This window comes from Sporosarcina ureae (assembly GCF_002082015.1).
Classification (GTDB): Bacteria; Bacillota; Bacilli; order Bacillales_A; family Planococcaceae; genus Sporosarcina; species Sporosarcina ureae_A.
Genome location: NZ_CP015109.1, coordinates 2529005 through 2542236, shown reverse-complemented (window position 1 = coordinate 2542236; position 13232 = coordinate 2529005). Strand labels below are relative to the sequence as shown.

The window sequence follows — 13232 nt, the reverse complement described above, 5'->3', positions numbered from 1 at the left end:
CCAAAATACAAGTATTTTCCATAGCGTTTTATAAATACAGGATGTTGGCCACGCAAAGTATTTTTGCCAAACAAAAAGGCTTGAGCAGATGGGAACTGTTCAAGCCTTTTTGTTTGCGGTCAACCAACCGTAACGCTTTGCACGTATCGTGCTATATGCTATAGAGAAAATTATCCTTACAACTTCGTATTCTATCACCAAGTTCACTAGATTACAAGATAGTAACTCACTAGTATAATATTTCTAAATCTACTATCATTAATTGGGTGATGGTATTAATAGATTTGATTCGGTTTACTAGATGGCTAAGAATAAGGGTTTGATTGAATCAGGGTACTTTGAATCACTCTCGAAGTGATGTGTTAATTATATTTTAAAATTTGCATAAGTTCATGTGCAACACGGATTACAATCCTAATCTTGATGATTCTCGATAAGGATCATCACTCAAATTAAAAAGGACTGGCGCCTCCCTTTCGAAGCACCAATCCTTATTAGCCTGATTTTCCAAAATTACTTCTTCCGATACACCTCTACCAAAAACTTCGGCAAATTCATTTGGCGTTTGATTCGACTCGGTTCAAGCAATAGTCGATACAACCACTCTGCTCCTGCTTTCTGGAACACAGCCGGTGCTCTTTTAATATTCCCCGCTAGCACGTCGAATGATCCGCCGACTCCTTGGAACACAACCGGATGTAGCTGGTCGCGATATTGTTCGATCCACTGCTCTTGCTTCGGTGAACCCATCGCAACGAATAATATATCCGGTTTCGCTTCGTTAATTGTGTCGAGTACGACTTGTATATTTTTTTCGTAGCCATGCTGGACACCCGCGATTTGAATGTTCGGATGCAAGACTTGTAATTTCGCTGCCGCTTCTTCCGCCACTCCAGGCTTCGCGCCGTATAGGAAAATACGTTTTCCGCGCTCGGCGGCTTCCTGTACGACGCGGTCCATCATGTCGATTCCTGTAACACGTGATCGGATTTGACCTTTTTGTAGCTTAGATGCGAGAATGACGCCGATGCCATCTGGGATTTGAAATTCCGCTCGGTTCAGCAATGCTTTTAGCCCCGGATCTTCTTTTGCTTTCATGAGCTTTTCCGGATTGATCGCCACGATGAGTGATTTCTTTCCAGTTTCGATATTCTCGAAAACTTTCGGAATCAGTTCATCGTAGTTTTCCGTATTGACGGAGACGCCTAGAACTTCTTCTTTCATTTGTATAGCTGCCCCTCTTTTTTGCCATCTCCTAATTTGAAGAAGCGATATTCTGCTTGTTCCCATTTGTCTGCATCGAGTGCGTTTTTCGTATCCAACATAATCGGTCTCGGCTGCTTCGTCTGCAAGTCTGCCGGATTCAGTTGTTTGAATTGGTCATGGTCTGTAGTTAATAGAAGAAGATCCGCTGTGTTGATTGCTTCTTCTAGTGTCGCCACTTGCGTCGAATGCTGTAGTTCTTTGATGTGTGGATCGAATGATACGACGTCTAGACCGAGATCTTGCAATGAATCAATCACTTTCGTAGACGGGCTTTCACGCATGTCGTCGACGTTGCCTTTGAACGCCAGACCAAGTACCGCCACTTTACCGTTTTCGATATTGTACTCTTGTAGCAAACGCTGTGCGCGCTTTGCTGTATACATCGGCATGCCATCATTCGTTAGACGTGCTTTTTTGATGATGTCCGCTTTTTCAGGTGCCAGTTCCACTAAGAACCATGGATCGACTGCGATACAGTGACCGCCGACGCCTGGGCCGGGAGTATGGATATTGACGCGCGGATGGAAGTTTGCAAACTTGATCGCTTCCCAAATGTCCACGTCGATTCCTTCTGCGATTTTTGCGAGTTCATTGGCAAATGCAATGTTGACGTCGCGGTAGGTGTTTTCCATAACTTTCACAAGCTCCGCTGTCGTTGCGTCCGTTAGATGGATCGTTCCTTTAACGAACACTTCGTAAAGATCCTTTGTCATTTCCGCTGACTTCGCATTGATTCCGCCAACGATCCGGTCGTTGTTGACAAGTTCTTCGAAGATTTTACCCGGGATTACACGTTCCGGTGAGTGAGAGACGAATAGGTCTTCACCGATGATCAGATCCGTTTTGCGCAATTCAGGTAGCATGATATTTTCGACAGTCTTTGGTGGGACAGTTGATTCCAAGATCACGAGCGCACCTTTTTTGACGAATGGCACGATCGATGCCGTAGCCGCACGGATGAATTCCAAGTTCGCTGTGTTGTCCGGGTTGATCGGTGACGGCACCGCGATGATGTAGACATCTGCTTCTACTGGTGTAGTCGATGCTTGGAAGTGTCCTTCGTCTACAGCTTTCTCGAGACGCTCTTGCAGGCCATTTTCTTCTATATGTAGTTGTTTGTTGTTGATCAAGTTTACGACATGTTCGTTACGGTCAACGCCGTGTACTTGCAAGCCGCTGTTTGCGAACATAACAGCAGTTGGGAGGCCGATGTACCCTAGGCCTACTACGCATAATTTCTTTTCCATAGTGTATGATACCTTCGCTTTCTTAATTTAGGTTGTGATTGGTCAAAGTCTGGGAAGACTTTTAATTGGGTATTGGATCTGCACTACAGGCGGACGCTTTCCTGCGGGCATGGCTTGAGCCAAGCGAACAACGAAGGGTTCGCTTTGCCGTATTTCTGCGTGCTTTGCAGAAATTAAGGCATCTGCCCAGGGTCTCAAGCTCATGCTCCTAACGCTTCGCTTTTACTCGCAGAAAGTAATTGCTATTCCCGCGGGAGTCGCCGCCTTTCGTTCCGATCCTACTTACAGTGTGGTGACAGGTAGTGACCACTTTTTTCTTTTTGTTGGAGTTTTGGGTCTTCAGTTCAAGGTCCAACATGTCTTAATTCAAAGAGAAAGGATGAATCTCTTCATCCCTGAATTTTTATAGCTACTTTAAAAATGATAGAGTGCTTTAGTATTTACGCTCTTCCGCAGAAACTCCAAAAGAACACACAGTGGATCGTAAGCGGAAGGCGGCGACTCCCGATGGATCAGCCCGATCAGGTGAGACAACTAAGAGAACGCAGTGAACAGTTGGCTCACCGCGGGCCCATGGGAAAGCGTCCGCCTGCAGCGTCGATCCACGTTGCCTTACCCTTCACTCCATCCAATAGAAATCCACAATCTTTAAAGTTTAAACTCACACTCCATCTATACAGTATACCAACTTCTATTCAGTACGACCAATTTATTTAGCTCGTGCCTGCACTCGCGCTTGCACGGTATAAGGCGTATACGTTCCCTTCACCACACTCAACCCATTAGCTCCCACTATGCCCGGATGAACAACGAGCATATACTCCGCGCCAAGCGCCATCGGTTTGGCTGGCTGGATCGTCATCGTCTTCTCATTACTAGCTTTTTTAGCCGTTTGTATGGAGACGCTTCCGAACTTCACAAGTTCCATCTTATTGAAACTTTTCGCTGGACCGAAGTTCATTTTTTGCGTGAACTCCACGTTGAACACTTTTGTTTGCGGTACGTCAGTAGGTCCTTTGATGAACTGGTAACCTTGTGCAACTAGATCAGACGTGACGAGACGTTTATGCATGCCTGCGTGCTCCGTGCCAGGCTTCATTTTAATATTCGGCTCAACGCCTTTATGCTGTACGGGCGTTCCTTTAGGTCCTGTGTAGTGACCTGTTGTCAGTTTCAGTGCGCCACCGTTTTCCAATTCGAATAACGACTGGACGCTACCTTTCCCTTTTGTCGTCTCCCCTACTACGTTCGCGGCACTCTGGTCTTTGAGGCTGACTGCCACAATTTCAGATGCGGAAGCAGAGTAGCGGTTGACGAGTACGTACGTGTCGCTTGGGAATTGATTTTTTGCTCGAATGACTGTACCTGACTGTGTCCCCATGCGCGTTTGCAGTTTGTACGCTTCTCTTACTCTTGGGAAGAAGCCTAGTAATTGTTCAGCGCTGTCTACGTAGCCGCCACCGTTAAAACGTAAGTCGAGAATCAGTTTCTTTGCTCCTGCCGCTTTCAAACGTGACCATTGAGCGTTCACGTCTTCTTGTAAATGTGCAGAGAACGACTTAATTTTCAAGTACCCCACGTTTCCGTACATCATATGTGAAGTGACATTGTTCTGATTGTGCGGTGTCGTAACCGCAGCGACTTGCGCGGGTGCTTTGGCGCTTGCGTATTGACTGAGATATTCATTATATTCAGCAGGCGTCATGTACACCGAGTATTCATCGAGCTGACGGACGACTTCGGTGACGTTTTTCGCATGGCGAAGATTAGTAGGCTGCTCGCCATAATAGTATAAATCGACAATTTCTTTCACTTCGTCAAGAGTCGCGGCTTCAGTGGCGGGTGTTAAGCAGAGCCAAGCAAAAACAGCTACTACTGCAGTTAGGGTTTGTTTCATTGCGCTTCCTCCTTTATTCGGTCGGGTTTGTCAAAGTATGTATCTTTAAACTATACCCTATACACCGGTGGTTAAGCGGCTCACTATAATTATTTTTTAGTATATAGTGTGACCCAATAGATTTTACCATCCGAATCGGGTGCCGTGCCTGCTCCCATATGCGTAAATACCGGGCTTAGTAGATTCTCCTTATGCGCAGGAGACGCTAACCAAGCATTGGTAATTTCAAGCGCATCATTAAAGCCAGCCCCAATGTTCTCACCATATGCCTCCCATTTATAATCAAACTTATCCAGCATCTCCGCAAGCGTGCCATGTGTCGGCGTAATATGTGACAATTCCCCGAGTTTCGCCAAATCCTCCGCTCTCGCACTAGCCATGCGGTTAAGTGTCGGATCCGCTAGCAAATTGCCTACTTTAGCATTTGCTCGTTTGATATTCACATTGATAATAGACTGTGCCGCCAATGAAGGCTGCTCGGGTTCTGGTTTAGGCGGCTCCGGCTTTGGCTTCGGTGGCTCCGGTTTCGGTGCTGGTGGCTTCGGAGTCGGCTTTGGCGGTACGGGCTTCGGCTTTTCAGGTGCCGGCTTTTGATGATCAGGATTCGGCTTAATCAAATTTTTCTCTTTGTCGACATAGCCTTTCTTCTGATTATCATACGTAATCAATCCATTTTTGCGATTTTCATCAAATTGCATCGTACGGTATAAAAATGCCGCCAATTGACCACGCGTAACAGGCGAATTCGGCTTAAACTTCCCCCCTGGACGCGTCGTAGTAATATTGAGTTCAGCAATCGTAATAATGTATTCATATGCCCCACTGCTCTTCTTGACATCATCAAAAATAATGAAATCATTATCATCCGTCACGATGTGATACCCAAGAACTAATAGTTTCGCCATTTGGCCACGAGTAAGTGATTTATTCGGATTAAATTTCTCCGCATTCTTAAACAGCCCCCGCTGCGTCAACGCACGAATATGATCATACGACCCGTTATCCTTCGTGACATCCTTAAAATCCATCTTATACGCATGGCTCGGTTTCGCCCCAATCGAAACCGCAATCATCTTCGCCGCCTGAGCCCGAGTCACCGGTTTATTCAGACGATATGTATGGTCAGCATACCCTTTAATTATATCATTAGCCGCCATATACATCACCGCATCATAGGCATAATGCTTCTCCGGCACGTCTTTAAATTTCACAGCCTTCGCAGCTTCCACCGGCGCGGGAGTCGCTATTCCCGTTGCAGCTACCGCAACCGTCGTAGCTATAGTGCTTAAGAATAACTTTTTGTTATAAACTAGACTCATATAAACGTCCTCCTTTTGTTAGAGTATACGGATTTGGCAGGTGGTTTGGTAGGGTATTGGTGAAATTTGTTGAGTTATTTGATATTTTGTTAATTTTGGCGGATGGGGTTTATGAGCGGTTGGGCGGAGTTAATGAGCGGATGTTGGTTTGTATAGAGCGGATTAATGGATTGATAGAGCGGTTGATTGGGTGGATAGAGCGCTTGACGGGATGGATTGAGCGGATAGCCCCAAACATTGAGCGCGTCAGAGTTTTGAATAGCAAGCATACCCTTATGAGCAGATATTTACCTACATAGAGCGCATGATTGGATTGATAGAGCGAATAATTGGATCGATAGAGCGCTCGATAGAATGGATTGAGCGGTTAGCCCCAAACATTGAGCACGTGCGTTATTTGATTTCAATAAGAAACCAGTGCATGAAGAGCTTATGCACTGGTTTAATTGCATTTACAATTTCAGATCTTCTGTTTGGAGAACTCTCGGAGAGAGTTGGTAGATCGCATTGCGCTTTTTGCCGGACAGTTCGGTGAAAGGGTTAGCTAGCATTCGTTTCGCTATGTGACGGGAGTGGATATTGGTAAAGTGGCGGAATTGCCGATTGGTGAGTTGCGCACCGCCAATACAGTACCATTCTGCTAATGTGGCGTGGTGAGCATGGCGATCGATATGGCCACACGCTCGGCATTGCCAACTTCTAGTTCGCCACAGCATCGTTAATTGTTCGCAATTCGGGCACGCGACACCGCTTGCCAGATCTTGTATGGAAAGTGCATATTTATCAATTAGCGGAAACGGATCGTAGTGGCGATGTGTTTTTAAGAGTTCATTCGCTAATCTAGTAATCTGCTTTGCACTCAAAATATCCGCCTTCATTTCTAAATTTCTCAGACGGTTAGGGATTTCATACGAGAATACGAGTCGATGTGACGATGTGTTTTCGATGGTGAGTTCGTTTTGGTAGGCGAAAACGATGTAGTCGACGAGGGGTATGTCGATGTTGCGCGCTTGCAGCCAGCTGGCGAAGTAGTGCTTTTTGCGTTCCATTTCTTCGATCGGGCTTCTCAGGACGGTACGTTCCCCGTTAACTGATTCCCGGATGAACTGTGTCGGATTTTGCTTGATGTGTAGTTTGCCTGCGATGTTTTTGATTTCAAACAAGACAATAATGCTTGGGGTGATCAAAATCGAATCGATTTGGAAGTAAGCATGCTCGTGTTTCAGGAAAACATCGTGGAGAATTGCGTGCGGATACGGCGGGATGAAGTCTCGTAATTGGTAGTCGAATTCCCTCTCCCCTCCAAAACCAGCTTTGCCGTTGTAGAAGTCGGTGCGGATTTTTTCGTACTTGTCGTGATTGGCCGGCAAGCGTTTTAAAAGTGCCTGTTGGCCGATGATTAGCTTGGGGATCGTGCGCGTTTTGTAGAGTATGTTGGTTCACCTCCTATTTGTGGATTGTAGTGCGTGTATTTATTGTAGCAAGAGTGTTGGTTATTGGGAAGTATTGGGATAAATTCAATTTTGAACAGATTATTGGGGGTGAAATTGGATTTTGGGTTGGATTTGTTGGGGAGAATTCAATTTTTAGGGGTTGTAAAGTGATTTATAGTGTGATTTTATTTGAAAATATGTCTTTAGTCATGTGAAATGTGGGAGCTATGAGCGGTTGATTGGCTGGATAGAGCGGTGGTTGGGTGAGTTAGAGCGGATAGATGGTCGTATAGATCGGTTGGACCTTGGGATAGAGCGGTTAGCTAGGTTGATAGAGCGCTTAATTGAAAGTTTGAGCGCGCGGCTTCGCCTTGCTTGATTTCGTTCAATGGGATGGGCGTATGAGCGGATGGCGTGCTGGATAGAGCGGTCCAGCGTTGGGACTGAGCGGATATGCGGTTTTATAGAGCGCTTTGGCATGTAGATTGAGCGGATAAGGAAGTTAATAGAGCGCTTAATAGAATGTTTGAGCGCGCGGCTTCGCCTTGCTTAACCCCCTTCAAAGGATTAGGCGTATGAGCGGATAGCATGCTTAATAGAGCGGTCCTGCGTCGGGATTGAGCGGATATGTGGTTTTATAGAGCGCTTTGGCATGTAGATTGAGCGGATAAGGAAGTTGATAGAGCGCTTAATAGAATGTTTGAGCGCGCGGCTTCGCCTTGCTTGATTTCGTTTTAAGGAATGGGCGTATGAGCGGATGGCGTGCTGAGTAGAGCGGTCCAGCGTTGGGATTGAGCGGATATGCAGTTTTATAGAGCGCTCCAACACGCAGATAGAGCGGATAACATCTTAGATAGAGCACTCAACAGAAAGTATGAGCGGCACAGCCACCACCACTCTGCATAATTTCATTCCAACGAAAAAAACTGCCCCCTCAAGGGCAGTTTTTTCATCGTTTAATCAAATACCGTACATAGAGTTGCCAAGGCGTGGTTTTCCATTGTTCCCATTCCGGCAGATAGAGCGGCAGTGGGTGGAAGACGGATTGGTGTTCGAGGCTGCTGTCTAGATCGTCGTTGTGCAAGGCGACCATTCCTGGTTCAACGCCTGTTGTGAGGACGGTCCGATCCAGTGATGTGAATGGTGCTTCGACGATGTTTTGGACTGCTCGTCCATTGGTGTCTAGTGTCCATACTTTCGCATCGTTCTGGTATTGATCTGTTAGCCAATTTGTTTTGATGCTGACGACTTGGTTTGCTTCATTTGTTTGAATGAATGTGTTGACGTTTGTGCCGAATGGCAAGTCCATTTGCTCGTCGTACGGTGCTACGCGTACTTCGTAATATGCTAATGGATTGTCTTTTTGCGTGTTGCCTAGGGCTTTATACGCTTCCAGCCATTCATCGTCTTTCGCAGGCACTTTGGATACCGATACAACGACTCCATTAATTGTGGAGATGTTATCCGGATAATCCGGTGTGATGCGTTCTTGAGCTTCAGCCAGTTTCTTTTCTTTATTCGTTAGAACAGGTTTGCCTTCAGGCGAATCGTTTACTTCTGGATTAGAATTCGTGCCGTCAGGGTTTGTTGTTGCATCATCTGGATTTGCGTCAGGATCGGTCGTGCCATCCGTATCCGGTGTACCTGTAGTTGATGGCGTCTCCGTGTCTGGTTCGTTTTCCGCGCCTGAATCGTTAGTATTCGAACTGTCCGGTGAAGATACCGGTGTATCCGGCTGATCGACTGAGCCGTCCGGGTTACCGGATGTGCCGTCGAAGTTTTCTTCAGGAGCGTCCGTGTCCGGTTTGACAGCTGGCGGTTCTGCATTCGTTCCGTCGATTTCCTTTTTCGAATCATCGTACGGTACGGTACTCGGTGGTACGCCGTCAGCAGATAGAGAGGCTACAGACTTGCCTTTTTCACTGCCGATTCCCTCTTCCGTGTTTTCAGGTTCTATTGGTTCTGTTTGATCTTCAAGTTGTTCATTCGGATCGACTTTTGGTGTGAATGGTGTTTGGATCGAGCTGTGCTGGATCGTAACCGGCGCGCCCGTTTCCACGTCTGGCCATTCGTTGTCGAGAACGTATGTGACAATTGTTTGGTCTGTGCTATAAATATCAATTGATGGTGATTCGCTGTCGCGTTTGATTGCTACGACATAGCCGCTGACCGGACTCGTCAATGCAGATTCATTCGGTAATTCTGCGAGCTTGGCTTCGACAATTTCCGTTTTCCGCTGCACTTCCGCGAGATCACGCTCTGCTTCCGCAATCGCTTGCGCATATGCTGCTTCTTCTTTTACTTCAATACCCACATTCAAATTGACACGCACTTTTTTCTCGTCATTCGTATCGTAGTAATCGCTGTCGTTTTTCGAACCGCCCGCAGAGGACTGTTCATACTCAAGATTACTGATCGTTTGTGAAATCGAAGACGACTGATTTTGCAACGCGGATAGTTCCGAGTTCAGTTCACTGCGTTTGGAATCAATGTGATCCACTTTCAATGAAGCGAGCTCCGTTCCAAAGTCCACTGTCTCCCCTTCTTGAACGAGCCATGATTCAATCGTCTGGTCGTCTTTTAGGTAGATCGTATGCAAATCTTTAGGCGAAATGAACCCTTCTTTATCGAGCTCTTTCTTGTAATCATCCGCAGACAGCCGTTCGTACTCACTAACGTACTGCGCTTTCGGGATGACACTTTTTTCTGCGAATACTAAATACGTATTCAATGCTAGGAACGCTGTAATGAGGACCGTCACGATGATATTTTGTGCTTTCACCTTATAGTCCCCCAATCATTAACAAGTTCAACATTTTTTCAATAGGAGCAAAGCCAACTGCCGCAGTGATCAATGCAAAGACTACTTGCAAGGCGATCAACATCCACAATGCATGCTTGCGGACGCCTGTATGCTCTACAACTTCCCCACCAACAAGTGACGTTTCCACTTTCGAGAAGCTAATGAAGCGATACTGAACCGCCACGATCAAGGCAGAGAAAATCGTAAGTTGATTGACAAATAAAATGATGTACCAATTATCCAAAAACGTAACCGCGAGTGGTCCGAACGAAAGAATCGAAACCGCTGCTGACTTCCCAGCAACCGCGAAGATTAGGAAATTGATCAGTTTTTCAATTAATAATAAGCCCGTAACCACCAGCTGCAACTTCAGCAATGGCTTAAACGGAATTTTCGTCAGCATACTTAAAATCCATGCAACGCCCCAGAAATGGAACGCCATATAGACGATGGCCCAGAGAATGGCACCGACCAATGCAGTGATGCGGCCGATGGTGTATTCGTCAAGTGAACCGTTCGCCAAAATATACGTCATCGTCCCAGTATTCATGCCCCACATATCGCGGAGGACGAACAGGATGATGCCCAAAATGAATACGCTAAACACACGGCGTTTAAATCCAGTAACGGTCCCTTGCCCAATTTCCACGGCAAGCCGGTCAGGATAAACTAGTGAACGCCAGTAACCGTAAGTAGAATACATATGTACTTCTCCTTTGCCTCCAACTTTATCAGCTGATTATATCAGTTTCTATCTCTCTTACTTTATCAAAATATGACGGATTTGCAACGAATGTCTCGTATTGTTGCAGAATTTGGCAATTGGTTTGGAGAATTAAATGCTTAAAGATGCTGAGTGAAGTTACATTGCGTATGGGATTTCCGCTCCAGATGGGGGACGCTTTCTGGAGGGCGTGCGGTGAAACAAAGATGTGCTCCTTCTCGCTACGCTTCACTCGCAAAAGCCGTTCTTCGTTACGGCTTTCGCTGATCCTCTCAGATTCGCCCCCATCTTCCGCTCCAATCCTACTTTTTAGAGTGGAAAGATGTGCATCACTCTCTGGCAGTACACTGCAAATATTTGTGGTTATTAAACTAGTTTTAGTTCAACTATAAAAGCAATCACAAGCTTAATTTCAATGGCTTCAATAAGTGTCACCCCCTCTGTTCGTAAAGGATTGGAGCGTAGGAGGGGCGACTCCCGATGGAGCAGCCCGATCAGGTGAGACAACCAAGAGGGAGCTCGCGACCTGGTTGGCTCACCGCGGGCCCATGGGAAAAAGCGTCCCCTCCGAAGCGCAAATCCCCACCCCAACAGCCCGTCCTCCTCTCCGCTAACACCCCTTCAACCTAAGTACAATCACAACCATAACTTCAATGAACTACCAACAGCCCATCCCCCTCCGCCACTAAAAAATCCCTAGCCCATTAGATTCATTTAATTATCAGAATGTTGAAAATAAATAAAAATAGGTTATGATAGGAACCATCCGGGAAGACTATGAATATATAAAAGGAGTGAAGAGCGATGAACTTAGAAAAAACGATTGAGTTTACATGGCAGGACTTTGCACTAGGCCTTGGCGGATCAGGACTATTCGTAGCGGCGCTCCATTTCCTAACACTATGAGAAAATGGATACCACCACACACATAAAAACACCTCATCGTCAACGCACATACATGCGCTTCCAACTGAGGTGTTTTTATCTCGTAAGTGTGATGATCAAATTACTCGCAGTCCTTCCATCAACTCCTTAAACAAGAGCTGGTTTTTCGTTTCTAGCGCATAATCTACCATTCGTTCCCAGTTATCTTGCTCCAACTTCTCCACCAAACCGTCCGCTTCACGCATGTACTCTTCCTGTAGATGGCCTTCCAATCCCATCGCTCCTTCGAGTATAGTCGACAAATGTAAATGCAAATCGGAAACTAGTAACAATTGATAAAGTGGGATCCGTATAAACCTGCTGCCTCGCTGAAAGACGAACACTTCTCCTAAGTTCTCAATCTGCAGACTTTTCGTATTCACAACGATTTCTTTACCTTCTGTAGGGATGAATTGAAATACCTCATCATTTCGCTTAATCGAGAAATATTGATAAGCGAATACAAGGCGTAAGTTGAATTCTTCTTTCCTGGTGAAAAACGGCTTGATTCGCTGTATGACTAGCATATCTTCCCCCTCCTCCTCAGTAATTTGAATTTTCCGATTATTATTAATATATCACATTAAAGAGGATTTTGTGCATGATATGAGTCGGAAACCATCTAATATACCAAGAGAATTTTCAAAAATCGGTCATAGTGGCGAATCACGCCGTCTTTCGGGTTATTCATCATACCCGACGAAAAAGGTTTTGGACACTGGCTGATACTCGATGTTTCCTTCTTTCAATTGTTCCAGTAATTGCTCGCTCGCATCGACAGTTGTTTTCTCGTAAGTAAAAGTCATTTGATGGGTAGCGTACGAGATGACGACTTGCTCAAACAACATCTCTTCGCGCGTGACGTTATACAAATAGGAAACTTTGCCATTCGGATCATGAACGCATTTTTCGGAGTATTGTTCGAAAGATTCGAAGAAACCTAGCTCGCTTGTCTTTACGGATTCCGGTCTTTGTAGTCGGTGCCGCAATTGAGGTAAGTGTAAGATCAATTGCACTTTTTCTATCACTTTCGCCTACTTTCTATTTTTTATCACAATCTTCTCATAGTATTGTCGAAAAACCTCGTAATTGTCAATTCGTCAATTCCTATTGTCTAAATGACAATTTAACGAAATACCGGATTCTTTTCTTATACGATGGCGAGAAAAACGGGTGATGAAAATGAGTTTCGGAACACAATTACGAGAATACCGCGATGAGTATTTACATATTTCACAAAAACAGATGGCAGAGGACCTTGGAGTCGACGGGGCGACGATGTCCAGATATGAATCGAGTGAACGGGCTTTCCCCATTTATTTAGTACCGCTTATTCAGAAAATCTATAACATACCGGATGATGTATTACTTGCGATGATTCTGGACAAACCGTTAAAGACGGTACGCCCTTTTTCGAATCAAACGCTCGACAGTACCGCCACATACGAAAAAGGCTTTTTAGCGCAATACGGATCGCTCATTGAAAACGAACCACTGCTAAAAGAATTTATTTTACGGGCCAGTTCATTGGACCACGAAAACCGCCAGTTGTTGCTGTCAGGCATGTTGAACCTTATGCAGCTATTCGATAATCAAACAAGTAAATGAAATTGAATGGT

Annotated in this window: 10 protein-coding genes; 1 reads left to right on the top strand and 9 read right to left on the bottom strand. The window is 45.5% G+C overall.

What is annotated here, in order from left to right; translation table 11 throughout:
• Positions 1–513: 513 nt before the first annotated feature.
• The 9 genes from SporoP17a_RS12540 to SporoP17a_RS12480 all read right to left on the bottom strand — a co-directional run bounded on the left by SporoP17a_RS12540 (position 514) and on the right by SporoP17a_RS12480 (position 12641).
• Positions 514–1224 carry a WecB/TagA/CpsF family glycosyltransferase gene (locus SporoP17a_RS12540; protein ID WP_083034988.1) on the bottom strand — a complete coding sequence of 237 codons (711 nt, stop codon included), beginning with the start codon at positions 1222–1224 and terminating at the stop codon, positions 514–516.
• A complete protein-coding gene (locus tag SporoP17a_RS12535) occupies positions 1221–2513 on the bottom strand; it encodes a nucleotide sugar dehydrogenase (RefSeq protein ID WP_083034987.1) in 1293 nt (430 codons plus the stop codon). Before SporoP17a_RS12535 ends, SporoP17a_RS12540 begins: the two co-directional genes overlap by 4 nt.
• A gap of 709 nt (positions 2514–3222) precedes the next feature.
• Complete coding sequence (locus SporoP17a_RS12520) at positions 3223–4410, bottom strand: S41 family peptidase (RefSeq protein ID WP_083034984.1); 1188 nt, start codon at positions 4408–4410, stop codon at positions 3223–3225.
• A gap of 89 nt (positions 4411–4499) precedes the next feature.
• Positions 4500–5729 carry a CAP and S-layer homology domain-containing protein gene (locus SporoP17a_RS12515; RefSeq protein WP_083034983.1) on the bottom strand — a complete coding sequence of 410 codons (1230 nt, stop codon included), beginning with the start codon at positions 5727–5729 and terminating at the stop codon, positions 4500–4502.
• Positions 5730–6181: 452 nt separating this feature from the next.
• Complete coding sequence (locus tag SporoP17a_RS12505; RefSeq protein WP_167693428.1) at positions 6182–7099, bottom strand: nuclease-related domain-containing protein; 918 nt, start codon at positions 7097–7099, stop codon at positions 6182–6184.
• 1012 nt (positions 7100–8111) lie between these two features.
• Positions 8112–9944, bottom strand: a complete 1833-nt coding sequence (locus SporoP17a_RS12500) for an efflux RND transporter periplasmic adaptor subunit (RefSeq protein WP_083034980.1) — start codon at positions 9942–9944, stop codon at positions 8112–8114.
• Between the two features lies 1 nt (position 9945).
• The gene (locus SporoP17a_RS12495; protein ID WP_083034979.1) at positions 9946–10668 is read right to left on the bottom strand and encodes a hypothetical protein; all 723 of its coding nucleotides are present in this window, start codon (positions 10666–10668) and stop codon (positions 9946–9948) included.
• 1022 nt (positions 10669–11690) lie between these two features.
• Positions 11691–12140, bottom strand: a complete 450-nt coding sequence (locus SporoP17a_RS12485) for a transcriptional regulator (protein WP_083034977.1) — start codon at positions 12138–12140, stop codon at positions 11691–11693.
• A 156-nt stretch (positions 12141–12296) separates the two neighbouring features.
• Positions 12297–12641 (bottom strand): hypothetical protein, encoded by a 345-nt coding sequence (locus SporoP17a_RS12480; protein WP_083034976.1) that lies wholly within the window; start codon positions 12639–12641, stop codon positions 12297–12299.
• Between the two features lie 154 nt (positions 12642–12795).
• Here SporoP17a_RS12480 and SporoP17a_RS12475 point away from each other — a divergent pair, with 154 nt between their 5' ends.
• Positions 12796–13221: a helix-turn-helix transcriptional regulator gene (locus tag SporoP17a_RS12475; RefSeq protein ID WP_156890570.1), complete on the top strand. Its 426-nt coding sequence runs from the start codon at positions 12796–12798 to the stop codon at positions 13219–13221.
• The last annotated feature ends 11 nt before the right edge of the window (positions 13222–13232 follow it).

What these genes read in the sequence shown, in the direction of transcription:
- SporoP17a_RS12540 (WP_083034988.1), bottom strand. Translation starts at nt 1,224, where the DNA reads ATGAAAGAAGAAGTTCTAGGCGTCTCCGTCAATACGGAAAACTACGAT.
- SporoP17a_RS12535 (WP_083034987.1), bottom strand. Translation starts at nt 2,513, where the DNA reads ATGGAAAAGAAATTATGCGTAGTAGGCCTAGGGTACATCGGCCTCCCA.
- SporoP17a_RS12520 (WP_083034984.1), bottom strand. Translation starts at nt 4,410, where the DNA reads ATGAAACAAACCCTAACTGCAGTAGTAGCTGTTTTTGCTTGGCTCTGC.
- SporoP17a_RS12515 (WP_083034983.1), bottom strand. Translation starts at nt 5,729, where the DNA reads ATGAGTCTAGTTTATAACAAAAAGTTATTCTTAAGCACTATAGCTACG.
- SporoP17a_RS12495 (WP_083034979.1), bottom strand. Translation starts at nt 10,668, where the DNA reads ATGTATTCTACTTACGGTTACTGGCGTTCACTAGTTTATCCTGACCGG.
- SporoP17a_RS12485 (WP_083034977.1), bottom strand. Translation starts at nt 12,140, where the DNA reads ATGCTAGTCATACAGCGAATCAAGCCGTTTTTCACCAGGAAAGAAGAA.
- SporoP17a_RS12475 (WP_156890570.1), top strand. Translation starts at nt 12,796, where the DNA reads ATGAGTTTCGGAACACAATTACGAGAATACCGCGATGAGTATTTACAT.